General features: G+C 41.4%; 18 protein-coding genes (1 of these 18 only partly in view). 11 read left to right on the plus strand and 7 right to left on the minus strand.

Annotated elements, in window-relative coordinates:
* Window positions 1–262: 262 nt before the first annotated feature.
* The 6 genes from FHG67_RS08310 to FHG67_RS08340 all read right to left on the minus strand — a co-directional run bounded on the left by FHG67_RS08310 (window position 263) and on the right by FHG67_RS08340 (window position 6,171).
* The gene (locus tag FHG67_RS08310; RefSeq protein WP_004502269.1) at window positions 263–2,107 is read right to left on the minus strand and encodes an ATP-binding protein; all 1,845 of its coding nucleotides are present in this window, start codon (window positions 2,105–2,107) and stop codon (window positions 263–265) included.
* Between the two features lie 618 nt (window positions 2,108–2,725).
* Window positions 2,726–3,730, minus strand: a complete 1,005-nt coding sequence (locus FHG67_RS08320; RefSeq protein WP_004502032.1) for a lysylphosphatidylglycerol synthase transmembrane domain-containing protein — start codon at window positions 3,728–3,730, stop codon at window positions 2,726–2,728.
* A 14-nt stretch (window positions 3,731–3,744) separates the two neighbouring features.
* A complete protein-coding gene (locus FHG67_RS08325) occupies window positions 3,745–4,095 on the minus strand; it encodes a histidine triad nucleotide-binding protein (protein WP_002618785.1) in 351 nt (116 codons plus the stop codon).
* Window positions 4,092–4,988 carry an ROK family protein gene (locus FHG67_RS08330; protein WP_004499374.1) on the minus strand — a complete coding sequence of 299 codons (897 nt, stop codon included), beginning with the start codon at window positions 4,986–4,988 and terminating at the stop codon, window positions 4,092–4,094. Before FHG67_RS08330 ends, FHG67_RS08325 begins: the two co-directional genes overlap by 4 nt.
* Entirely contained in the window at window positions 4,985–5,650 is a 666-nt protein-coding gene (locus FHG67_RS08335) for an ABC transporter ATP-binding protein (RefSeq protein WP_142499733.1), read from the minus strand. The genes FHG67_RS08330 and FHG67_RS08335 overlap by 4 nt, the downstream gene beginning before the upstream one ends.
* Window positions 5,647–6,171, minus strand: coding sequence for a hypothetical protein (locus FHG67_RS08340; protein WP_002618788.1), 525 nt, complete (start codon window positions 6,169–6,171; stop codon window positions 5,647–5,649). The genes FHG67_RS08335 and FHG67_RS08340 overlap by 4 nt, the downstream gene beginning before the upstream one ends.
* A gap of 114 nt (window positions 6,172–6,285) precedes the next feature.
* On the opposite strand from FHG67_RS08340, the gene FHG67_RS08350 reads away from it, so the two are divergent.
* Window positions 6,286–7,851, plus strand: coding sequence for a tetratricopeptide repeat protein (locus tag FHG67_RS08350; protein ID WP_002618781.1), 1,566 nt, complete (start codon window positions 6,286–6,288; stop codon window positions 7,849–7,851).
* Window positions 7,852–7,956: 105 nt separating this feature from the next.
* Here FHG67_RS08350 and FHG67_RS08355 read toward each other — a convergent pair whose 3' ends face one another.
* Window positions 7,957–9,582 (minus strand): long-chain fatty acid--CoA ligase, encoded by a 1,626-nt coding sequence (locus FHG67_RS08355; RefSeq protein ID WP_004496280.1) that lies wholly within the window; start codon window positions 9,580–9,582, stop codon window positions 7,957–7,959.
* Window positions 9,583–10,191: 609 nt separating this feature from the next.
* Here FHG67_RS08355 and FHG67_RS08370 point away from each other — a divergent pair.
* The 10 genes from FHG67_RS08370 to FHG67_RS08425 form a co-directional block, all read left to right on the plus strand.
* Window positions 10,192–11,586 (plus strand): NHL repeat-containing protein, encoded by a 1,395-nt coding sequence (locus FHG67_RS08370; protein ID WP_244947484.1) that lies wholly within the window; start codon window positions 10,192–10,194, stop codon window positions 11,584–11,586.
* 529 nt (window positions 11,587–12,115) lie between these two features.
* Window positions 12,116–12,343, plus strand: a complete 228-nt coding sequence (locus tag FHG67_RS08375; protein ID WP_004496278.1) for a hypothetical protein — start codon at window positions 12,116–12,118, stop codon at window positions 12,341–12,343.
* Window positions 12,340–12,642: a type II toxin-antitoxin system RelE/ParE family toxin gene (locus tag FHG67_RS08380; RefSeq protein ID WP_004496273.1), complete on the plus strand. Its 303-nt coding sequence runs from the start codon at window positions 12,340–12,342 to the stop codon at window positions 12,640–12,642. The genes FHG67_RS08375 and FHG67_RS08380 overlap by 4 nt, the downstream gene beginning before the upstream one ends.
* A gap of 104 nt (window positions 12,643–12,746) precedes the next feature.
* Window positions 12,747–13,940 carry an LCP family protein gene (locus tag FHG67_RS08385; RefSeq protein WP_061231038.1) on the plus strand — a complete coding sequence of 398 codons (1,194 nt, stop codon included), beginning with the start codon at window positions 12,747–12,749 and terminating at the stop codon, window positions 13,938–13,940.
* A 6-nt stretch (window positions 13,941–13,946) separates the two neighbouring features.
* Complete coding sequence (rsfS, locus tag FHG67_RS08390) at window positions 13,947–14,318, plus strand: ribosome silencing factor (protein WP_002618786.1); 372 nt, start codon at window positions 13,947–13,949, stop codon at window positions 14,316–14,318.
* A gap of 29 nt (window positions 14,319–14,347) precedes the next feature.
* Window positions 14,348–15,886 carry an MBOAT family O-acyltransferase gene (locus tag FHG67_RS08395; protein WP_002618780.1) on the plus strand — a complete coding sequence of 513 codons (1,539 nt, stop codon included), beginning with the start codon at window positions 14,348–14,350 and terminating at the stop codon, window positions 15,884–15,886.
* Window positions 15,864–17,069, plus strand: coding sequence for a hypothetical protein (locus FHG67_RS08400; protein ID WP_004496264.1), 1,206 nt, complete (start codon window positions 15,864–15,866; stop codon window positions 17,067–17,069). The genes FHG67_RS08395 and FHG67_RS08400 overlap by 23 nt, the downstream gene beginning before the upstream one ends.
* A gap of 988 nt (window positions 17,070–18,057) precedes the next feature.
* On the plus strand, window positions 18,058–20,106 hold the full coding sequence (locus FHG67_RS08410; RefSeq protein WP_142499735.1) for an enterotoxin A family protein: 2,049 nt from the start codon (window positions 18,058–18,060) through the stop codon (window positions 20,104–20,106).
* Window positions 20,107–21,125: 1,019 nt separating this feature from the next.
* Window positions 21,126–23,969: an FtsK/SpoIIIE family DNA translocase gene (locus FHG67_RS08420; RefSeq protein ID WP_004499397.1), complete on the plus strand. Its 2,844-nt coding sequence runs from the start codon at window positions 21,126–21,128 to the stop codon at window positions 23,967–23,969.
* A gap of 275 nt (window positions 23,970–24,244) precedes the next feature.
* Window positions 24,245–24,296 carry the 5' end (the start) of an HTH domain-containing protein gene (locus tag FHG67_RS08425; RefSeq protein WP_004497661.1) on the plus strand. It continues 890 nt past the right edge of the window, so only the first 52 of its 942 coding nucleotides appear in the window; its start codon is at window positions 24,245–24,247; the stop codon falls past the right edge of the window.

Here is a 24,296-nt window from a genome sequence, read left to right on the forward strand (position 1 = left end):
ATGTCGGCGAAATCAAATGATCGGTTTGCCGTCCACGCAGGGAATCGCTACTCGGACGTATGAAAATGGTACCAAAAATTAACGGGCTGTTTTTGCAAAGATATAGAAGCGCACAAAATTGTGCCGAATTCAGAATTGTTGGCTTTTTTTGAAGAAGATCTGACATTCTAAATTTTGAAACAAACTTATTACGATATTCTTTTCATGAGTCCGAGTAATATATTCGTTTTGTTTTTCTAGTTCCAATTCGACACTTTGCGCGTCATGCGGCTTGGAGCCATACGCTAAATTTGGTTCGACCAGGAGCGGTTTGGAACTCGATTTTTCCCCCGAAACTATCGATTATTTTTTTACAAATGTCAAGTCCGAGCCCCATCCCTTCCCCGTGCTTTTTTGTGGTGAAAAAAGGATCGAAAATTTTGTCTTGAATCGTTTCTGGAATTCCTGTTCCGGAATCCGTCCAGGAAACCACAACCCAAGAATCCTGTTCTCTCGTCTCGATTTCTATCTTTCCTTTGTAGTTCATGGATTGAAGGGCGTTGTTGAGAAGGTTGATCCAGACTTGATTCAATTTGTCCGCCTCTCCCAAACATCGTTTTTCGGTTTTGTAATTCTTTACGATTTCGACCTCATAGGTAATTTTATTATGATATAATATTAGAATGTTCTCAATTTCCATCTGAACGTCGATCGCGTAAAGTTCCCCTTGGCCCCCCTCCGTTTTTGGACGTAGGTAACTTTTAAGTGCGTTTACGACCCTAGAAGCCTTGTCCGTGGCGATCCATATCACGTTGCTTACGCGTGCGATCGTAATAAAGGAAGCCACCGCGGTTAGAATTTCGGCGATTTTTTCCGACCGTAACAAAGGAATTAACCGCTCCCCTAACTTGTGTATGCCCAAATCCGTGATCGTACGCGCGACCGAGTTCGGATTTTTAATTCCGGAATTTTCCAAATCACGGGCCAACTCTTGACGGATTCCGCGATTCGGTAAAATCGGAGATTCGGATATATGTTTCAGGCTTTCTTCCAAGATCGTATTGAAACGTTTCGAATCTTCTGGACTTAAATTTGAAAGCAGAATAGGAACATTTTTTAATTCATTATTCACGACTTCCGATATAGATTTACAGGAAGAAGAAATCGCGCCGAGGGGAGTGTTTAATTCGTGACTGATTCCGGCGGCCAATTGACCCAAGGCGGCCAACTTTTCGGAAAGTACGAGCTGATGCTGAGTGTCTCTAAGATTTCGCATTAATTTTTCTAGATTACCGATCGCATTCATTAGATCTTCGTTGGATTTTGCGAGTTCCGCCGTTCTCGTTTCCACCTTTTGTTCCAGGTTTGCATTGAGTTCCAGAATCATGGATTCGTTTTCCTTGTTCCTGGTATTGTTTACGATAAATATGGTTCCGAGTCCGATCAGGATTGCTACGGTGGAAAATAAGATCATGTCGGCGCCGCTTTCGGCCTGTTTGACTGGCATGCTGATTTCGAGGATTCCCCTTACGTCTCCGATCTTCCAATCTTTTTTCGGAGATTCTGGATGAGTGTTGTGGCATTGAATACAAGAAGCCTGCATTCGATCGGCAAGAGCGTATCTAACGTAAGGTGTTGAATCGATTTCTTGAAACGTATAGTAGGGTATATCTGGATTTTTTTGCAAACGATTCAATGCGTCCTTTTGAAAGTCGTCAAGGCCGCCGTATCTGTGTCGATTGGGAAACGGATATTCGCTATATAATTCTACTCGAATCCCTTCGAACTGACGTGTAAGATGTTCTCCGAATTCTTTTACGATCGTTGCTGGAAGAGGAATACTTTTCGGAACCGTTCTGTATTTGTAAGTGACCTCCGTTCCTTCCTGCAACGCCTTATTTACTATATTATCCGAATAATAAACCCGAAGCGCGAGCATCTGTTGCGCGACGGTTTTTACGTTGCGTATTGCGGTCGTATCCGTATTCTTTTTTTGATAATAAAGGAGAAGACTTCCTAGAAGAAGGATTAGTAAGATACAACCGAAAAGAAAAGGCAGAAGGATGCGTGTTTCTATTTTCAGAAAATTCAGATTTAATCCCAGAAAGGACGGTTTTTTTAAATTCATGGTTCCGCCGGATTTAATTTTACGGTTCGATTATATCGCGGTAAACATGTGCTTTCATCCAATTTATTTGTTTTTTCTTTTATACGTTTCCCTTTTCTTCATTAAAAAAGAAAACTCGTTCCGGACAAGCCCGCTCGTTTCAAAACGAGTTGTAACCGGACTCGAAGTCTTTCAAACCAAAATCGCGAAAAAATGTCTTTGGAACGGGAGTGGAATTTTTGTTTGCTGTTCTGTTGGAAAATATTCGAACTCTGTGCGTGATTTAGTATATTATTTTTTTATATTTAACATGAGTTTGGTGTGAGAAAGCTTGGGCGAATAAGAAACTAAAGTGTTGCTCTCTACCATCACCTTACCCGCAAATACTTGGATCCGAAGATAAATCTGTCGGAATTACGACAAATCCTCTGTGAAACTTACGCCCCACAACGCGACCCTTAGGAAGCGTTGTGCCCGAGTTTCTTCGAGCGACCTAAACACCGACCCATAGGAAGGTGTTTACTGAGTTTAGAAAAGCTCTGCGCCTGAGTTTCCCTGATTTTTGGGTGGCAGGGAAAATAAACTCTATTTCGCTCTCTATGGGTCGCGAAATACGTTTGGACCCCGCATATTTCTACGTCATTCTGCGGTTTCCACTTCGATGACTTCTTTGAGGGAAAATTCCGCTTTTCCAAGCCCGCGTTTTTTTCTGTCTACGATCCAGTAGAGATAAAGAATTACCGCGAATACACTTTGTAGGATGAATTGTGCTAGATGGACGGTTGTGGCATAGAACAAACCTTCGGAAGCCTTTTTACCCATCAGAACGAAAGAAGATGTGACCGAGGCGTGAAATACTCCCGCACCGGAAGGTGCGGAAGGAACCATAACGCCGACTGCGCCTGCGAACATGATGAGTATGATTTCGGGATAACTCATCGGAATTCCGACAAGTTTGAGAAGAATACCGTAACTGAGTGCGTAGCCGATTAACCAAGTCAATGCGGTAAGAAAGGCGGGAAGAATGAATCGTTTCAGAACTAAAAAATTTCCCAAGTCCCGAACATAATGTGCGAGTTTGTGGTTGAACCATTCTTTTTTACCGAAAAGACCTGCGACCCAGGCGAAAACCAATACGATCGTCTCATTCAGAAATCTCACCGCGATCAAACTTAGGAAAATTCCGGCGATTACCAAAGAGGATACGATAAAAAAGGAATCGCTGCTTTCGTCTTTGATGTCTAAAAACATCAAAGCGCAGATTCCCGCGGAAAATATAAAAGAAAAGTCTAATACTTTTTCGATAAAGAGCGCGGTCACCAGAGTGGGGTATTGAAGCGACGATTCCTTTTTGCAAAAATATAAACGAAAGATGTCGCCTCCTCTTGCCGGAAGGAACATATTCGCCCCCACGCCGATAAAGGAGGAAAGAAGCGCATAACGGAATCGAATTTGTTTTCCCATGAGAAGATGCCATCTCCAGGAAAAAAGAAGCAAACCCCAAGCGGAAGAGATACAAAATGGAATGAGATAGATCGGGTCCCAGCGTTCTTGAATCCTTGCGAACTCGCTCAGATCGAGTTTTGAAAATAAAAATCCGAGAGCGGCTACGCTGACGACGGTTCCAAATAAAATACGTTTCAATGCGATATTCCCGACTAACCCGGAGGCCAGAGCAGTTGACGTTCCGCCAGAAGATGAAAATGGATGTGAAAAACGGTTTGTCCTCCGTTTTTTCCGGTATTGTTTACAATTCTGTAACCGTTTTCCGCAAAACCGAGATTTTTTGCGGTGTCTCGAATTTGGAGTAGTATGTTTCCGAGTAGGGAGGAATCTTCGTTTCCGACCTCCCTGAGAGACGTTATGTGCTTCTTTGGGACGAAGACGATATGAGTCGGAGCCTGGGGAGAAATATCATAAAAAGCTAATATTTCCTCGTTTTCGAACGCAATCTCGGAAGGAATTTCCTTACGGATTATCTTGCAGAAAATACAATGATGGTCGTTCATTCTTGGTTCTCCATACAAAGCGCTGCCGCGCCTAAGGTTCCGGATATGTTTCCTCCGGGCAGAATTTGGGTATAAGTTCTGAAAATCGGAAAGATAAGTTCTTGAATTCTTTCTTTGAGAGAGTTGCCGAATAGATCCCAAGAATACACAAGCCCTCCCGTAAAGACGATCCTTTCCGGATTGATGGTATGAATGAGTCCCCTACAGAGTTGTGCGAGGGCTTCGATTCCTTCGTTTAATAAAATTGATGCGACGGTTTCTCCCTTTCGATTTCTATCGAAAAATTCTTCGGCGGAGTTTAAAGAATTTCCCGTTTTTTCCTGATATCGATTTAAGAATCCGCTCGCGCTAAAATACGCTTCGGTGCATCCTCGTTGTCCGCAACCGCAGAGGGAGCCGTTTGGAAGATACGTAACGTGTCCCGCTTCCATTCCGCTTCCTTTGTAGCCGTCAAATAATTTTCCTTGATACACCCAGCCTCCTCCGAGTCCAGTTCCTAAGGTAAGAATCACCAAACTTGGGGATCCTTTTCCAAGACCGAAACGATATTCTCCGAGTGCGGCGAGGTTTGCGTCATTGTTGTAGTAAACTGGAATCGAAAATTTTTTTTTTAGATAAGCAACTAACGCTACGTTTTTCAAAAGAGGTAGGTTCGCCGATTGAATTAGAATTCCGTTTTCGCAATCGATGGGTCCCGGACTTCCGATTCCAATTGCGGCCAAAGAGGAATTTTTCATTTCCGATACGATACTGGCAAGGGAATCCAGGAATTGCGGCTCGTCCGTTTCCACTCCGGTTGTTCGGGAAGTGCTTTCTAAGATGGTTCCGTCTTGAGCTACTAGATTAGCCTTGATACTTCCCGCTCCGATATCGATTCCGAGATAGGATTTCATTTTACCACCCGGGTAAAGGCTCCTTCTCTCATTTCATAGATTGTTTTTGCGTCGAAGGCGAGATTCATATCATGGGTTACTAATAGAATTGTAAGGCCTCTGGAATTAAAGTCGTAGAGAAGGTTTCGGACGAGTTCGCTGTTTTCGGGGTCCAAATCTCCCGAAGGTTCGTCTGCGAGAAGAAGTTCCGGCTCGTTGATAAGCGATCTCGCGATCGCGGTCATCTGAATTTGACCGCCGGAAAGTTTGCTCGGGTAACTCTTTCGAATCGATTCGAGATGAAGACTTTGAATGAGGTATTCGCATTTTTCCAGATATTCTTTTTGGCTAAACTTTCCCACGAGAAGAGCGGGAAGAAGGATATTTTCCTCTACGTCGAGATGAGGAAGCAGTTCCGAAAACTGAAAGATGAGTCCGATGTTTCTCGCGCGAAAATTGGCGAGTGCGCCTTTTCCCATGTCGCTGACTTTGGTCGTATCGAAATAAACTTCTCCGCCGGTGCTGGAAAGTATTCCTGTGATCATGGAGAGAAGAGTTGTTTTTCCAGAACCGGAAGGACCTACGATTGCGACATAGTCGGACTGATTCATGTCGAAAGAAACTCCGTTTACGGCTTTCGACTTTCCGTATTCTCGGGAGAGATTGTTGATTCGAAGTATCATTTTCCCCTCCGAATCGATCGGTACGGATCCAAAAAGGTGAGAATCAAGGATAGAATCGCTCCGATTCCAGAGATGAGAAAAATACAAATGAATAACGCTTTTCCATAATCGAATAAACTCGATCCTTCTGCTACCCAAGGAGGAAAAAAGACGGTCGCGAGTGTACTTAAGGAAAACCCGATTCCGTGTAAAATCCAGAGTTCTGCGACCAAAAGTCGAATTGCTCCGGTTCGATTTCCTCCGACGGCCATCATAATACCCGCGTCAGACGTTCGTAGCAGGGTTCTTGTGATCGCCATAAAGATCAAACCGGCGGAACTGAGCAATAAAACCAACTGCGGATAATTCCGAAAAAGTTCGATACTAGAAGAGTTGGAAGGGGCTTTATCCATTCTGAGTAGAAAGATTCCAAAGATCAGGAAAAAACAAAATAAAGCGGAAAATCCTATATGAAGAATACTGATTGTGATATCCCGTTTTACAATAGAATATGCGAATCTGAAGTAGGTAAGTTTTCCCATCTGGTTTTCGTTTCTGTAAAATGATTGAATTTATCCCAAGACCGGATAATGCCCGAACTTAATTTCCGGGATTTTATCCATTTACCAATTGGAACCTGAAAGAAAAACAAAAAAATGATCTTCGTCATTCTTGTAGCCATTGGAATCATTCTGATCGTTGCGTCTGGATCCTTCCTGATTCAGACCAAGAAAGACGCTTATGAAAAGGCTCTGGCCCTTGCGGCAATGGGGAATTATGTGGATGCTCGAGTGATGATTCGGGATATTTTGGATAATTCTCCTTCGAACGTCCGAGCACATTATGTGATCGCGAAAATTTACGCAATGGAAGGAGATACCATCAACGAAGCCCGGCATCTCGAGAAAATCAAAAAAATCGGTACATACGAAAAGGGAATCAACGAGGTCGCCGTTTCCAACCGAATCGCGGATATCTACTACCAGCAGGACTTATTCGAAGAAGCTCTCTTTCATTATTTGGATACCGTGGCAGTCGATCCGGAAAACCCGGAAGCGAACGTCCGAATCGGTTTTATGGCTTTAGGCCAAAAAGAATTCATGATCGCGGATCGGTTTCTCGGTAAAATTTCCGACGAGAAAATCAAAACGGCTTCCATTTTTATCGGGAAGGGAGTGATCTCTGCGATTCTTCGAAAAGGAAATCCGGTCGATTTTTTTGCAAAAGCGTACGATCTCGAACCCTCTTCTCCGGTCGGAGGTTTTTTATACGCTCTGAGTTTGACTAGAGACGGTAAATACGACGAAGCCGTTCGAATCGCAAATTCCGTTGCGGATCTGATCGAAGACGATTATATACGTTATACGATCTTTCAGTTTTTGATGTGTTGTTTTATTCTTCAAAAGAATTTGAGCGAGGCTCTCAAACACTCGAGACTTTGTATGGAGATGGCGAGAAATAGCGGTTGGAAACAGGAGATGATCGACTCCGATGTTTATTTTTCTCTTTTAGCGGTCAAACTCGGTAAGCTGGAAGAAGCGAGCGAATATCTCATCGAAGCAGAATCTGAAAGGATCGACGATCAAAGAATTTTGGAACTCGCGAACTACAAGTTTCAATTGGAGACCAAAAGAATCGAAGCAAATAAAGTCGCACCGGGAGGTTTTTCCTTGGATGACGAGATTGCGAGAATTTTTGGCGAACTCTTTCCGGTGGAGCGTTTTTATGAACTTTCCGGACTTAAGTCCTCCAAATCCTTTCATATCAAAGGGATCTTGGACGACCAAGGGAATAAACTTCTTTCGGACGTTTCTAAAATCGGAGTCGGAGTCTTGGATCACTATCGTCAATTGAAAGGGGTGGAATTTAAGAATCTCTGTGTTCGAGTCGTGATGGCTTTGAACTATACCGTAAGTCGCGAAGTTCCCAACAAGGAAGGGGACGGTCTCAATCTTACGGGTTTGAACAAAGCGGATAAGGAAACCCGCTCCTTATTTAAATTCCGTAAATGGAAGGACGCCAAAATTTCGGATATCTTTCTTCGGGATACGATTAGTCAGTTGAACGAATTGGGTTTGGATAAGGCCTTTATCATCGGAGATGCGGAGTTTACGGAAGGCGCTAAACGTTTTCTTGCGGATAATTCTTCCTTGCTCGATGTAATTTCCGGAAAGGACTTAGAAGAAATCCTTAAAAAAGCCATTCATCAGGAGGCAAAATAAGCATAACGTTAAAACACTGCAAGAATGCTGAAGTGTTTTTCCTATTTTGAAAAGATGTATGGGATCTTTGCGTTTTCGACGGAATCGTTCGCGTTTTCAAAAAATCTAATATTTACCCGAGTTCATTCCGGATCGAAGTACCTTTTTGTCGAACTTGCCCACGCTCGTTTTTGGAATCGCTTCGATCAATCTGATATCGTCACTGTGAGGCAATTGCCAGTTCGCAAAGTTTTCTTTGAGAATTTCCAGAACCGATTTCTTATCTACTTTTTCCCCTTCCTTTGCTACCACGAAGACTACGGGAACCTCTCCTCGAATCTCGTCGGGTTTGGCCACAACGGCCGCCTCTAAAACTCCCGGGGCTTTCAACACGTAACTTTCCATTTCGACGCTAGAAATCCATTCTCCTCTCGTTTTGATCAGATCTTTTTTGCGATCCGTGATTTGAATATAACCGTGTTCGTCGATCGTAATTACGTCTCCGGTTCGAAACCATCCGTCTTCCGTGAAAGATTCCCTGCTCGGGTTTCCGTAATAGGAAGCCGTGATCCAAGGTCCTCTCACGATCAATTCTCCCGGAGTTTTACCGTCTTTGGGAATGTCTTTTCCTTGGTCGTCAATTCCCTTGAGTTCCACTCCCGCAACCGCCGGACCTTGTTTTGCAAGAAGTTGCATTTTTTCTGATTCTTTTCGATCGTTCATCGTGGTCCTGAGTCTGCATACCGTTCCGACGGGGGATAACTCGGTCATTCCCCACGCGTGAAGGATCTGAATTCCGAAATCATTCTTGAATCCCTCGATCATGGATTGAGGCGCTGCAGAACCTCCGACGATCATGGTGTGCAATTTGCCGAGGTCGTAGGAATTTTTTTTGAGATGTTGATACAAGACGTTCCAAATCGTGGGGACTCCGGCGGCGATACTCACTTTTTCTTGTTCCAATAGGGAAGCAAGTCCGTGACCTAACAGATGTTTTCCGGGAAATACAAGAACCGCGCCAGTCATCACGCAGGCAAAAGGGATTCCCCATGCGTTCGCGTGGAACATAGGAACCACGGGAAGAACCGTTTCCTTTTCGCAAATACCCAGACTGTCCGACATACAGATGGACATACTGTGTAGGTAGACGGAACGATGACTGTAAACGACTCCTTTCGGATTTCCTGTCGTTCCCGAAGTATAACACATCCCGGCGGCCTGATTTTCATCTAACTCCGGCAAGGCGACTTCCTTACTTCCGTTTTCGAGGAACGTTTCGTAATCGATCGCGTCCGGAAGAACTGCTGATTCTGTCGTTTCGAGATCGTCCATGACGATGAGTTGAGGCTTCTTTTTAAACTGAGAAAGTAAGTCGAGAAGAATTCCGCCCAGGCTTTTATCCACAAAGATCACGGAGTCTTCCGCGTCGTTGACGATGAATACGAGCTGTTCCGGAAAAAGTCGTACGTTTAAAGTATGCAGAACAGCGCCCATCGAAGGCGCCGCAAAGTAAACTTCGAGGTGTCTATAGTGATTCATTCCGAAAGTAGCGATTCGATCGCCGGGACGAATTCCAAGTTTTTGCAAAGAATCGATCAGCTTCTTTACTCGTGACGAAAACTCTCCGTACGTGTAACGATGTACGGATTCGTCGTTCATCTTCGTCACGATTTCTTTTTCGGGATGTATTTCGGAAGCTCTACGTAAAATAGCGGGAACGGTCAATTGATAATTCATCATCGTAGATTTCACACGATTCTCCCCGGTTTAAAACCTATTGGATTGATCCGTACGGAATTTTAGGAATCCTTAAAAGTTCGTCAATAAAAGTTCGGGGAAAAAACTAAATTACTCCCCAAGAACCGGATTTGATTCGGAAATTTTTTGAGTAAAATTTGATTTTTTAGAATGGAGGACGATTTTTCGAAAAAAAAATCAGGATCCGTAGATTACAAAACGATCATTTCTCATCGTATTCATGAAAACTTTTAAAAATTATATTCTTAATCTTAAGATTCTTTCATTTTGCAGAGACTAAAAAAGGCATTTCCTTCAGTAGATTTTAATTGTTTTCGTTTCAAGAACGAGAAATTCCGTTTTGTTTTCAAAATCAGAGCCCACAACAAAATCGAATCTTAAAAGTTTCATTTCAAAACAATAATTTCATTTTGTTTTCAAATTCTTTTTTCAAAACAAATCGATTCAATCTCTCAAAAATAAAAATTATTTCCAAATTCGTTAAAAAGCCGAAACTTAAGAATTCATATTATAACATGAATAAAAAAATGGGGAATTCAAGCGTTAATTTTCTTGGATTTGACCGGATATATCGAAATTCCGGAATCGAACACGGAGAAAAGTATGTTATTTGAGAACTCTAAAAAAACTCTCTTAGTTTTAAGTATTCTTTTTTTAGCAGGAGGTGCATCCTGTAAACAATCATCGGAAGACAATTCGATGATGACCGCAGTTCTCACTGCAATATCGGAAGGCAATCTCGGAGCCGTAGCATCGGTCAAAGAACCGGTAGTAGCACATACCGTAGCACCGGGAAGCATCGATAGTACTGATTTCGATCCTAACGCAGATGTACCACTCCCCGTCGGCGATGATGACGGCATGGTTACGATACCGACCAGCGCGTCCGTAGATGCTACGGGTAACGTTTATATCAGCGGAGTCACTTATCTTGCGGGCCAAGATTACAAAGGTTGGATCAAAAAATTCGCTCCTAACGGTACCGAAGATATTACAAATTGGAATAAGGAATTTACGATGGGACACAATGGTGGGATTTATACGGCCGCACAACGTGTCGCCATTTCTCCGACAGACGGTGCCATCTATGTGGGAGGAACTACACAACCAGTATTTAACAGTTCCCAGAATCATTTTTGGATCAAAAAGTTCAGTTCGAACGGTGTCGAAAGTACCGTAAATTGGAATAAGGACTTTGCGAATATGATCCTAAACGACATTACGGTGGGGAGTGACGGCACGATATTTGCGACCGTAAAAAATTACAATGTAATCGGCGGAGAAAGTCAGGTTCTAAAGTTTTTTTCAGACGGAACCGAAATGGCTCAAAACGCTTGGGACGGAATTTCCGATATCTTTCTTCCGGTTTCCACCAGACGAACTAACGTTGCTTCCAAAAACGAAAAGATCTTTTATCTCATAGACAACACAATGGTCTCCGGTGTAGCAACCGCAAGAGTGAAAAAAGTGGATATGAACGGAGCCGCATCGCTTTCTTGGGAGCGTCAATTTTCTATGGGATATCAAGGAGGCGCTCAAGGCTGGGTCTATGACGCGTTCTCCATCAACGGAAATCTCTATATTTCTTCGACAACCTATTTGTCTCACGCCGTAGGAACTCCGCAAAAACCGAGAGTGGTCGTTAAAAAATATACTTCAACCGGTACAGAATCTTGGACCCAAGAATTAAATCTCGGAAGTCTTCCGGCTCCGACTTCCATTCTTTCCAATGGGAACAACGAAATTTTCGTATCCGGATACGCTGCGGATCCGATTGCTGGAGACAAGGGTTGGTTGAAAAAATTCAGCGATGTCGGAGTAGAGAACACCGCCAATTGGGACAAAACATTTACCGGAAATGCATATACTGCGGCTAAATCCACAGTTGTGGATTCCAACGGAAACGTCTATGTGATAGGCGGAACTTTAGACGGAGACGGATCGATCAAAAAGTTCAGCAATACCGGAACTGAAATTTTTACTCAAACCTGGGATTGATACATTCGATCCGCTTCTGACCAATCCAAGTCAGACATCTTCTTTCGTAAGACAAGAGTTCCCAATTCTTGTCTTACGAATTTCAAAGCCTAAAGCACAAATCAAACTGATCCTAAAACGCACAGTCGCCTTCCAAGAAAAATAGAAAAAAATCCGTAAGGATTTTAAATCCGAATTTTTTCCAACCGAAAATCCTATCTTAAAAACACGCGAGGTTCGGCGTAAGAAATCGATGATTCATTTTTCTGAAAAGAGCCGGGATCTGAACTTTGTAAATCTATTCTTCAAATGCGGGAACTACCACAAATCACGATTTTACAAACAAATTCTGAAATTGTTAGAAATTTCTTTCTCATTTTCTTACGCCGAACTCACGTTAAAAACAATCCAAAATTTCAAAAAGAAATTCGAGATAAAATATACTGACCGGGGGGATGGTCAAGAATCCGTCAAAATAACCGTTTGACAGACAGGTTTTCCGGTATTTTTTTAAACTTGATTTTTCATAAATCGAAGGGAAACTAAATCCGTGAATATAATTCCCAAAACGACAATCGCTGAAATTCAAAACATGCAATTGAACGAACAGATAGAGGCGCTTTCTTCAATTTGGGATCAAATTGCATTCAAAAATCCGGGATTTGATGTTTCGAAGGAAGATAAGCGGTTGTTGGATGAGCGCGTTCTTCGTGAAGAAGATATACCTAGTAAACCTTGGGAGAATTTAAAAAAATCGTTTCTTAAAAAACAAAAGTGAAACTTCTCCCTGTTCGAATCAAGCCGGGTGCCGAGCAGGACATTGTTCAAGCGGTAGATTACTACAATCGCAAAAAAGAAAATCTTGGTTTTGAATTCGTTTTAGAAATTGATTCCGTTTTTGATAGGGCCAGTCGTTTTCCTGAAATCGGTCCGTTTGTTTACAAGGATTTTAGACAACTGTTGACTCGTCGTTTTCCTTTTAGAATTTTTTACAAAACCTCAAAAAATCATATCGATGTGTATGCGGTTTTACATCAAAGCCGTGAATTTAGGAAGCTACTTCAATCGCCTACTTGAAAACAAAGAGTATCGATCTACTGAAATCGATTTCGCAAGCATAGAATCGATTCTTCGTTTTGAATCGTTCTCTTTGAAACGAGGAACGATCTAAAAATAACCGTTTGACAGACAGGTTTTCCGGTTTGGAATGGAATCGGGGCGTAGGTTTGGAGTCGAAAGATACTTTTAAAAAAACATCGGGTTGGCCGCTTTATATCGTGGCGGGGATTTTGCTGTTTTCAGCTCTCATTTTTCTGATCGGCAGGTTCAATCGGACCGGACTGGAAGAAAAAATAGCAACCGGTAAACCGATTTACTTTTTATTTCATGCTGTCGGAGATTCGGAGGAATACGAGTTCGGTCTTTTAGCCGTTCTCTTTCCGTCTAACAACCGTTGTGCGTTATACTTCATTCATCCGATCACTTCTTTTGACGATCCGGACGATTCTTTGGATCTTCTCAAATCAAACGCTAAATCTTCAGTCAAAAGTGCGATCACCGATTTGATCGACGCCAAACTTCATTATACGATTTCCCTTTCCGCTTCCAATTGGATTCGTATCGTGGACCTTCTCGGCGGTTTAAGCGTTTATACGGATAACAAAACGGTTCGTAATTCCTCGCAATACAATCGGGAGGCCGGCGTTTATACGATGTCCGGCGCCGACGTTTACGACTACACGAGTCAGATGGACAAAAAAGAAACCTTGGATTTCTTGGAAAGGATTTCTCGCCAAGAGAGTGTGGTTCTTACTCTTTACGAAACTCTTTTTCAAAGAAAAGAATTTCTAACGACTCCTCTTTTGGTATTCGCACACGGTTTGATCGAATCCGATCTTTCTAAAGAAGATTTCGTAAGCCTCGTTAAGTTTGTCAATTCTAGAAGAATTCAGTTCGGAATTTCGGAGCTTCCGGGAGAGCCTGCAAACGATCCGAAGACGAAAAAACTCTATTTAAAAACGGATATCGCAAGAGCTAGAGTCGCTTTTCGTAAATTTCTCAAGGATATGAACTCGGATGTTTTTGTAGATGCAGAGTTTGCCAGAACGGAAGTTCTCAACGGAACCGAAGTTTCCGGTCTTGCAAAGGATGTTCGTGGAATTCTTTCCGATAAGAGAATCAAAGTGCTTGCGGCGGATAACGCTTGGAAAAAAGGTTTCCCGAAAACCGTAGTGATTGATCGCTCCGGCAATACCGCGATCATGGATCGGATTTCAACCGTTTTAGAAAAAGCCGAAGTGCATCATGTACTAAGAAAGGATTTGGGTTTGGATGCGACCGTCGTCGTCGGTTCCGATTACGAACCGAGAAAATAGAGATTCATGAATCCTGCTCCGAAACAAAGCCCGACTACTAAAGAAGTTCTTCAAGTCATCTACGATATTATGGCGGATAAAAAATGTGAAGAGATCAGCGTCTTAAATTTAGAAAGCGTCAATAGTTATTTGAGTTTTTTCGTAATTTGCACCGTCAATTCTGCGGTTCAAGCGAATGCGGTCGCAAGAGAAATCAGAAAGACATTAAAAGAATATAAATTAACTCATAAAGAAGCGGATAAAACGGGAGCTTCCGCGACTTCGGGTTGGACGCTTTTGGACTTTGGAGAAATCATCATTCACATTATGACTCCGGAAAAAAGAGAATATTATAATTTAGACAGACTCTGGCGAGACGCCAAAAGAATGGAACTCTAACGCCGTCCTTTCCTGATCGGTCTATCGAAATGATTTTTAATTCAGCGGTTTTTATTTACTTTTTTCTAGTCGTATTGGCGGTTTGTTATTTTTTTGCCGTTGGAAAAACTTCTAGAAACATTCAAAACTTCTTTTTGTTGGTCGTATCTTATATCTTTTACGGTTGGTGGGACTGGATCTTTTTGATTCTGATTATTTCCGTTTCCGTTTCCAATTTTTACATCGCTCTTTTGATCGAACAAAAGGAATCCTCCAAGACCAGGGGGCGGCTTTTGTTTTTGGCGGTTCTCATCGACATGGGAATGCTCTGTTTTTTCAAATATTATAATTTTTTTATAGATAATTTAAACGTTGCAGTCAAAACTTCCGCCGGACTTTTCAGCGTGGAGAATCCGACTCTTTTTCAAGATTCTGTTTTTCTTCAGATCATTCTTCCCGTAGGGATCAGCTTTTTTACGTTTCAGACTCTTTCTTACGTGATCGACGTCTATTATCGCAAACTCAAAGCGGAGACAAACTTAATCGACTTTTCACTTTTTGTTTGTTTTTTTCCTCAATTGGTCGCGGGGCCGATCGAAAGGGCTGGAGACCTTCTTCCTCAGATCAAAAAAGACAGAAAGATCGATCTCGATCTTTTTTACAAGGGTTGTCTTTTGATTCTTGTAGGCTATTACATGAAAACCTACGTTGCGGACAATCTGGCGGAACTTGTGGATCTGGTTTTGTTGAAAAATTCTTCCGTATATAAATCCAATCCGGAGCTTGCGGGGGGACATTCCGCGATTCATACCGTTCTTGCTTTGTGTGCGTTTATCTTTCAGATTTATTGCGACTTTGCGGGATATTCCTACATTGCCAGGGGTTCCGCGTTTCTTTTAGGTTTCCATCTGAGCGAGAATTTTATCACTCCGGAATTCAGTGTAAACTTTAGAGAGCTTTTCCGAAGATGGCACGTTACCCTCAATCGATGGTTTACGGATTACGTATACATTCCGTTAGGCGGGAGTAAGGTGAGCAAACTTTACAACTATAGAAATTTGTTCGTCATTTTCGGTCTTTCGGGCGTCTGGCACGGAGCAAGTTGGAATTTTGTGTTCTGGGGGCTTTGTTGCGGGCTTTATATCGTACTTTATATGATATTCCGCGAGCCTTTCGATAAGTTCAAGTTTACGCTCAAATCCAAGTTTCCTTTTTTGAATCACTCGTTCTTCAGGAAAGGATTTTTCTTTTGGTCCTGTTTTATTACGTTCTTCATGTTTGCGATGACTTCCATATTCTTTAGAAGTTACGACGGAAATCATGTGAAGATTCTTTTTATGAATATCATAGAAAATTTTTTCGTACTTAAGGGTTTAAACGATCAGATCAGCGTCTCTAACTACTTTACGGAAATCTTAAAGATTGTGGGGCCTCTTTTGATCTGGGATTATTTTCATTATAAGAATAATTCTGCGTTTTTTATTTTCGATAAACCCGTAATTATTCGAATTGTTACGTATCTTTTTTTCTTTTACTGTATAGTTTTAAAGGGTGTATTCGGCAAAAATGTCATTTATTTCGCTTTTTAAGAATAAAGTCGTTTTGATCGTTCTCTTAATTGTGGTTTCGATCGAACTCGTAGCCAAATTTACGGAGATCTACTTTTACGAACATACGGAGGTTTTTTTAGTCAACAATGTTCGTAAAAAGATGGAGTCAGGAGTCTTAGATTACAAAGGTCTTATATTCGGAGATTCCAGAAGTATGTCCTTGATTCCCTCCAAAGAATCTGGGATATATAATTTCAGTCTTCCTGCGATGGGGGCGAGATATTACGCTCATTATCTTTCGAAGTATCTCAAAGCTGGAAATAAAAAACCGGAATTTATCTTATTTGCCTCCAGCCCGGGACTGATCGCGGTGGGGTACGGGGATCCGATCGTCGACTCGAGTCTCATAAAATACGTTAAACCGAATATGAGTCTTTCTGAATATTTAAAGAAGCGTTTTATTTCCGGTTTAACGTATAAGAATTTTTTAATGGAAAGCGCTCCGGATAATATGCAGAAAGTGGTCTCCGAGATCAATTGGAAGTTTTTTTCCCATAGAATTCTTCATTTATTTTCTGTGGGGGAAATGTTTGAGCAATACAAAGGCCCCGAGCTTCTTTACGTGCTTTCTGCTTCGATTCCGAACGTATTTTCCACATATCGGTATCGTAAAGCCCTTTTAAACGTGTTTTCCTATGAGAATTACAGACCCGCTGAGGCTGCTATGAAGCTCGATTGCGGATGCGAGGAACTTTATACTCCTCAGTGTATGCCTCCCGAAAGTAATTTCAGGGATAATCGTTGGATTTCCGAAAAGTTAAGTTTTCAAAACGGAGGTCTAAACATTTCGGATCGAATCAAGCCGCAGCATGCGGTCCTTTATCAGATGAGTCGTGACAAACTCAAGGAAGAGATTCTAGCGTCTTATAAGGCGGAGCCGAATTTCGATTTTAGTGCGTTTGAGGATTTTCTCAAATATACTCAGGCCGAAAACATAAATGTTTATTATATCTTAATGCCTTTTCCGGAGTATATTCGGCCAACGGGGTACTTTTCGAAATTTTGGCATGCTTTCGAATTGCTGAACGCGAAATACCCGCATCTTAAGGTTTTACATTTCGAAAAACAATTTATGAAACCGGAATATTACTCGGATCAGATTCATCTCAATTGTCAGGGCGCAAAAGCAGTCAACGAAATGTTTTACAAACTGGGTTATTGATCCGGTAGATTTAAAAAGTCTGATTTGTTCCCCTTCGTTTTGGTGGCAAATACTTGAAATGTGGTTTATGTGGCTCGTTCGTAATTGTATTCTTCGAAGAAGATTGTCTCAAATTTTGTCGCTGGATTGAAAATTTCAAAATCCTATCTGTGCAGAGACTCAAAGTCCTCTAATAGGCAGGTCGTAGTAGCGGAAAATTGAATTCTTATTATCCCTGGTTGGAAATTTAAAGGAAAGTCAAAATTCGAAGAGCAAAGATTTAAAATCTTTTACAGATAAGCGCGCTTGAATTGACGGTATTGAAAATTTTTTTTGTAAAAATGCGATATCTTAATTTGCCACGTGGAGTTTTTAGAACTTATTGTTTTTATAGAATATAAAAATATTAATGTATTCTATTTTTTGAATATATTTAACGTGATTCCGCGCAATTTATTTTTTTGTGGGAAGTTGAACTTTGTAAATCTATTCTTAAAATGTGGGAACTGCAACAAATCGCGATTTTACGTACAAATTCTAAAAGTAGGAACTCCTACTTTGAAGTTTGAAGATCCGAAGTCGTTTTTATAGAATCAAACAGGATTGTTCCTTATGGTTTTTGAATTCGGGCTTCGATTTAGGAGCAAGTTTAAACAAATTCTTTTTTTACTGATCCCTACACAATGGAGTTTAGTCAGTTTGTTCAAATTTAGGATAGTTCACAAAAATTTTATAAAGATTGAATGCGAAATAAATAATGGAGTTGTTGAAAAATTCAATTGCGGGACCAACAAAACCGCTTCAATCGTCTATTTCAGTGAAATAAAACAAATGGAGAATTAATTTTTCAACAACTCCATTATTTGCGAAAAAACTGCTACTTGATTTAAAAAATAACACGTTTGTAGACCAAATATAAATTGGTTTTAGTCTTTCTTCGATAACATTCCTTGATCGAGATACTTGTTTATTTTAATGAGAAATGAAAAGAGCAACAAAGGTGAAAACTATGAAAAAAATTCTAATGATTCTGATCGGTTCCTTTTTATTCGGAACCATAGGAAATCTTTATGCACGTCGAGGGAGAGTAATTGCAAATCCGGTGGACATTGTTGAGGCGCCTTATCAAAGTCAGGTTTCTAGTCCACCTGTGGAGTCATTTTATCGGGCCGATATGTTGGATCCGGAGCAGCTTAGAGGTTCGGATGGATTTTGGTCGGCTGGAATGTCGACAGCTCCCGGTAATTCGGATCGTTCCCTTTTCAATCATGTTACTCTTGGTGCTCATACCGGGCGTTCTGCGTATATTAGCGCGACTAGAGCTTTAAGCGACGCTCATATTTTCGGGAATTCGAATATCCCTCAGGATTATTACATTTATCAAATTGCGGGAGCGTCTAATATTTTTGATGTACAACGATCGCTTGGGCCTTACACTCCATCGCATGCGAGAGGAGACGTTGTCGCATTATTTCGAATCACGTGGGGACAGGTTTATGGCTGGTACCGTGTTAGCTTTGGCGTCCGGGGAGAATTCGTACACAATCCTATGTTTGACAGAGGAAGGTATGGTACTACAACATCTTCCCCGGGATATCCGGAGTTAGCTGGGTTTCCTCAAGGTGATCCTCGGTGGGGAAATCGATTTTTTGCGAACGTTGCGAGGTGTGATAATTCTTTACGTTCAAGTAATGGAAGGTGTTATTTAAGAGACGACAAGCGTGATGTCGACCAGAAAATTTACGATAAGAGTTACAAAAAAAGCAAGATACCGAGTCTTCCTATATTTAAAACTCCAATCTCCAAAGTTGCGTCCAGTAAAGGAGTGTATCTAAGTTTATCCAGCTATCTATCCGGCCTTTGTTATGTTACTTCAAAAACTAAAATCGAATGCAGATCCATATTAAATAATGGAAAACTTAGTTCCATTAAAGAAACCACGATAAGCGATACAGGTTATGAAAATTCTTATATGTTTGGTGATATCAATAACGATCAGAAGAATGATTTTTGTCGTTTAGTGGCGGAGGGGAATCGCCGTACATTATTAAAATGTAATCTTGGAGATGGGAATGGAAGATTTCCTAATGAGGTAAATTTCGGGGCTTTAGACGGTGGTTGGGCATCACGAGGGGCCGCAGATAAGCGTGTGATTGTGAAAGGTATTTTTGGAAAAGCTTATTTTTGCCGTATTGTAAATGGGTATGAGATGGCTTGTACAGAGTTAGTCAGAAAAAATGATGGCAGTGGCTTTGCCGTTTTTACTCAGGGAGAAACTAAAAAAACTAATGGATCATATTATTATTCCGATTTGGTTAGGCAGGAGAGTATTTTTACGGATAGTAACCAAGACGGTATTCCTGACTGGTGTAAAGTCGGTTATAAAGCAGGAGATTCTCAAATTTATTCGGAATGTTGGTGGTCGGAAAACGGAAATCAATTTTCCAAAAAGGTAATCTTTAGAAATAATATAGAAACGAAAGGCGTAGTTGCTGCCGCAAATATCATGAATTCTAGAATACCGGATCTTTGTTTTATTCCCGAATATCAGCAAAACAGTTCTGTTGTATGTTATAATTTTCCGAACGAGCTTTTATATTACTCGTCGCATCAATTCAACTATGCGACTCGGCTTATCGAAGCAAGAAACCTTATGAGTGAAAATGACAATGCTCTTTGTGCAACCGAGGTCAGAAGCAGGGGTAAATTAATGAGACTTTCCTGCGTTTCAAAAGATTCTAAATCTTCTACGGGCTTTTCTTCCGTTTTTTCTACATTGAACTTTGAAGATTACGGGAATGTTTTTAATAAGAAGCAGACGACAATTGTTTATTCCAACGGAAGAAGTTTATTTTGTTCGATTGGACAAGATACTGCAGGATGTGTGCCACTCAATCAGAACGCTCCCAGTTGCCAGCTGATAACACCGGCTCAGATGAGATCTATCGGGATTGATCTGGGGCTGGAAAACTTTCAAGGGAAAAATGAATGTTTGGAATTGAATACCAAAGAAGGGTGTTATAGGGAGGACGGAATTTGTTATAAATGGGATTATTGAGAATTGTTTTGTGGCGCTACTTTAGATATTTCAATAATTTATAAAATATTAATAATCTTGGGCGGCGTTGGTTTTAATTGTGCAAATGAAGTCCTTTGCTATTATTTGTTTGAGTGGCGCAGGCGAGGATTCTTATGCTTTTTGAGGCAGATTTACGTAAATCCGATTTAGAGTCTGTCCCAAAACAATTTGATCTTATCAGAATCTTCGCGGGTCGCTGCAATTGTTCCTACGTTTTGGGACAGACTCTGATATGGCGCACCAACTGTAGCAGTAAATCTTTTTTCGCATTTTTTTTAATCATCCAATAATTTAACTCGTTAGAGAAAAGCCTTCGCGACGATTGATCAGACTGATATTCGCGGGTTGGATACCTATACATCGGGAGTTATTCTTAGTCTTAAAACGAAGTTCAAATCTGGAAAGCAGAAGTGCTTCAACACTGAGTCAACAAGTATTCCTCCTTTATCATACATCTTCTCTAACGAGTTCATACTGGACGAATTTTCACTTCTCTTTACTTATCCCTATAAAATAGAGTACCGTTAATTTGAGCACAAACCCCACGTTTAGACGTAGAATTTTAGACGCTTATTATGTAGAGATGAGTAAGAGTTTATAAAGTCTGCGTCTAAATCGGCGCAAGGTCGTTCTCGCTACTGAAATCCTGGTGATTAGAGTGCCCCGCAAAAAATATCCCTAAACGCCGGCAAGTTTCTAAAAAAACGTGGGAGTTCCGTTCCCACAGATTGGCGGTTTTCCGTCGTTTGAAAATGCAGTAGTTCCTATTTAGATGCCGGACTTACAACCTTGATTTTTTTGTCAGAGCTTTGACGGTTTTCCAAAACGTTCTGTGTCAGAGGCCTACACAATTCAAGTGATGAATTCATGGCTTCAAAAAATGAAAAACGTAGAATTGAATTGGCGCCAAGTCGAAAGAAAATCGGTTCTTTTTCCGCTTCCAAAAAATCGAAATTAAGTCTCTTTTCTTTTTCGGAATTTATCCCGATAGAAAAAATATGGAATCCAAAGACCTCAAATCTACCTGGAATTTGCAAAATGGAAAGATGATTCTCCCTTATGTATTACTCTTTACCGGGATTATATTGATTCTGTCTTTGGGTTCCTTCGACGCGGGAGAGCATGGAGTCGAGAACAACTTTTTCGGACGATTAGGATTTTATATTTCTTATGGAATGTTTTTTATGTTCGGAGCGGCCTCGTTTTTGCCCGGATTTTTTATGATCGGCCTCGGGGCGCTTCGGCTTGTCAAAGAAGGGTTGGAATTAACGAATCGACTTTTGTCTCTTCCCATATTTTTATTATGTTTCGCCGTAACCCTTCAAATCACCGGACATGTTTCTACGATTCCTTTCGCGTCCCAAGGAGGACTTGCGGGACAACTTCTTTCTTCGGGTTTGGAATTCGTCTTCGGTGCGACCGGTAAGGTGCTCATTCATCTCATTTTTTATTTTTACGGTTTAATACTTTTGTTAAACGAATCACCTCTTCATTTCGCGGGGAGGATTCTCGGAGCGGCGGGGATAAAATACAGGAAAGGATTACAGTACGGTTTCGGAAAGAGCGGAGAAAATCTCGGCTCTTTTTTTCAATCGGCGGTTGAAAAATTTCAAAGAAAGAGAACTAATCTACCTTGGTTTTCTGCACATACAACAACACATTCCCCGAACCAGTTTCAGCAAGAGATAGGTCCTCACAAACAAACTCAGGGACAAAAAGAAGCATCTTCGTTACGGGATGCGCTTCATTCCACTTTTGGAAAAGAAGGTAGGCTTTCCGATTTATTATCGAAGGTGGATGTGAGTTCCATGGTGACTTCGGAAACTTCTCGGATTCGTTTTCAAAACCGGGGAGCTTTTACCGGAAACTTCGAAGAAGAGGGTAAGGTGTTTCGTTTTCAATCCGTTTCTCCTTCCCTTTCGGAAAAAATTCGGGAACAAAAGACCTTTTCGGAAACCTCCTCCGGTTGGGAAATCATAGATTTTAGAACTTTCGATTCTTCGGGTATAAAACCTAATGTTACGTTAGTCTCTTCTTTTAAGGATTCCGATTCGAGCAGAGGAAACGAATTGGATCGTTTTGTTCCATCGGAAGAAATAGGGGGTAAGGAGGAAGTTTCGTCCGAAGAAACTGGAGCGACCGGGAACTCCGGATTCGAAAAAGAATTTTCTAAAGAAGAGCGCATTACTTCGGATTCTAAGGAAGTTTTGGAGGAATCTATCGAAGAAAAGAAAACCTTGGATTTGGAATTTTCTCGGGGGGAAATTTCTTCCGAAAACATAGAAACCTCCGCCGCTTCAAAATCTCAGAATGTTCCCTTGGCGGAGGATCATGCTCATTCATCCTCAAATTTTTCTTCGGAAAAAAAGGAAGATAAGATAGAATCGACTTTACCGTTTCCTCCTACGACTCTCGTTCCAGAATTCCGGTCCAAACGTTCCATCTATCACGTTCCTCTTAAAAGTTTGAAAACGACCGCTACGAAAATTCAAGATCCTTTATTTAAGATAGAATCGGATAAAGTAGCGCGTAAGATCGAAGAGATCATTCGCCAATATGGGTACGAATCTCAAGTTGTTTCTATGGAGCGCGGACCGATCATCACACGTTATGAACTCTCTCCGCCTTTGGGAGTCAAGCTCGGAAGAATTACTTCCCTTGCGGACGAGCTTCGTCTTTACCTCGCGGTAAAGAATATCCGGATCGTAGCCCCGATTCCGGGTAAGTCCACGATTGGGATTGAGGTTCCGAACAGCATAAGAGAAGACGTTTTTCTCGGAGATATTTTACATCAAAATTTAAGTCTTCGTCCGAAAAAGGATCTTTCCATTCTAATTGGAAAAGATATTTCCGGAAAGTTAGTCGGCATCGATCTAAATAAACTTCCGCATTTGCTTGTTGCAGGAACGACTGGCTCCGGTAAATCGGTTTGTTTAAATTCCATGATTTCTTCTTTAGTGGTACATCTTTCTCCGGAAGAAGTTCGTTTTATCATGATCGATCCGAAGATGGTGGAACTCACTTTGTACGAGGATATCCCCCATTTGTTGATGCCCGTTATCACCGATCCGAAAAAGGCGACTCGTGCCTTAGCTTGGGCGATTCAGGAAATGGAGGCCCGGTATCATTCCGTTTCCAAACTCAAATGCCGCGATTTTAAAACATATAATGAGAAAGTGGAACAGGGCGCACATCGAGACGGTTACAAAAAGATGCCGTATATAGTCATTTTTATCGACGAGCTTGCGGATCTGATGATGGTTTCGGGTAAGGATCTAGAAGACGCGATCACTCGAATCACTCAAAAATCCAGAGCGGTGGGGATTCACCTTATTATGGCGACACAACGTCCGTCCGTGGACGTGATCACCGGTCTCATCAAGGCCAACTGTCCTGCGCGTATGGCTTTTCATGTGGCTCAGAAAACGGATTCTAAGATTATTTTGGATCAAAACGGCGCGGAATCCCTTTTAGGCAAAGGGGATTTTCTTTATAAGTCTCCGACCGCCGCGGATTTAATTCGAATTCAATCTCCGTATGTTTCGGAGGAAGAGATCGAAAAGATTGTGGAAGAGGCGCGCAAGTTCGGCAAACCTTCTTATGTGGATTTCGATCTGGACGAAGAAACGGAAAGTTCGACGGTGGATGAAGAGGACGAACAACTTTTCGAACAAGCTTGGGAGATCGTTCGAACCGATCGTAAAGCTTCCGCAAGTTATTTGCAACGAAGAATGAGGATAGGTTATAATAAGGCCGCACGTTTGATGGAATTGATGGAAGAACGAGGATACGTCAGCCCTCAGATCGGTTCGAAAGGAAGAGAGATTTTAAGAGCTAGTTGATCGGATCGTTTTCTTGAAATTACAATCAGGCTTTTTGATTTGACTCTGAGCATTTTTTCGTATAATCGTTGTTCCATTGCAAAAGTATCCCGCCCGATCGTGCCTCAAGAAAAGGTGACTTGGGCGATTGTCGTCTAAAATAATTTTCTGAAAAATAACGTTAGACTGAATTCACTAAAATATTACTTATCTCCATATAATAGAGTGTCCAAAATTCTGCGTCTAAACGCGGATTTGTGTTCAAATGAGCGGTAATCTGTTTTATAGGGATGAGTATGAATTTTTTAGAATTTTCTATAAAGGTTTTGAAAGAATCTAATCGACCTC

Source organism: Leptospira weilii, assembly GCF_006874765.1.
GTDB classification, from domain to species: domain Bacteria; phylum Spirochaetota; class Leptospiria; order Leptospirales; family Leptospiraceae; genus Leptospira; species Leptospira weilii.

Bases quoted from the DNA above. Each gene is read 5' to 3' on its own strand.
- FHG67_RS08330 (WP_004499374.1), bottom strand. From the start codon at position 4,988: ATGAAATCCTATCTCGGAATCGATATCGGAGCGGGAAGTATCAAGGCT.
- FHG67_RS08395 (WP_002618780.1), top strand. From the start codon at position 14,348: ATGATTTTTAATTCAGCGGTTTTTATTTACTTTTTTCTAGTCGTATTG.
- FHG67_RS08310 (WP_004502269.1), bottom strand. From the start codon at position 2,107: ATGAATTTAAAAAAACCGTCCTTTCTGGGATTAAATCTGAATTTTCTG.
- FHG67_RS08400 (WP_004496264.1), top strand. From the start codon at position 15,864: ATGTCATTTATTTCGCTTTTTAAGAATAAAGTCGTTTTGATCGTTCTC.
- FHG67_RS08410 (WP_142499735.1), top strand. From the start codon at position 18,058: ATGAAAAAAATTCTAATGATTCTGATCGGTTCCTTTTTATTCGGAACC.
- FHG67_RS08335 (WP_142499733.1), bottom strand. From the start codon at position 5,650: ATGATACTTCGAATCAACAATCTCTCCCGAGAATACGGAAAGTCGAAA.
- FHG67_RS08350 (WP_002618781.1), top strand. From the start codon at position 6,286: ATGATCTTCGTCATTCTTGTAGCCATTGGAATCATTCTGATCGTTGCG.
- FHG67_RS08370 (WP_244947484.1), top strand. From the start codon at position 10,192: ATGTTATTTGAGAACTCTAAAAAAACTCTCTTAGTTTTAAGTATTCTT.
- FHG67_RS08420 (WP_004499397.1), top strand. From the start codon at position 21,126: ATGGAATCCAAAGACCTCAAATCTACCTGGAATTTGCAAAATGGAAAG.
- rsfS (WP_002618786.1), top strand. From the start codon at position 13,947: ATGAATCCTGCTCCGAAACAAAGCCCGACTACTAAAGAAGTTCTTCAA.
- FHG67_RS08340 (WP_002618788.1), bottom strand. From the start codon at position 6,171: ATGGGAAAACTTACCTACTTCAGATTCGCATATTCTATTGTAAAACGG.
- FHG67_RS08325 (WP_002618785.1), bottom strand. From the start codon at position 4,095: ATGAACGACCATCATTGTATTTTCTGCAAGATAATCCGTAAGGAAATT.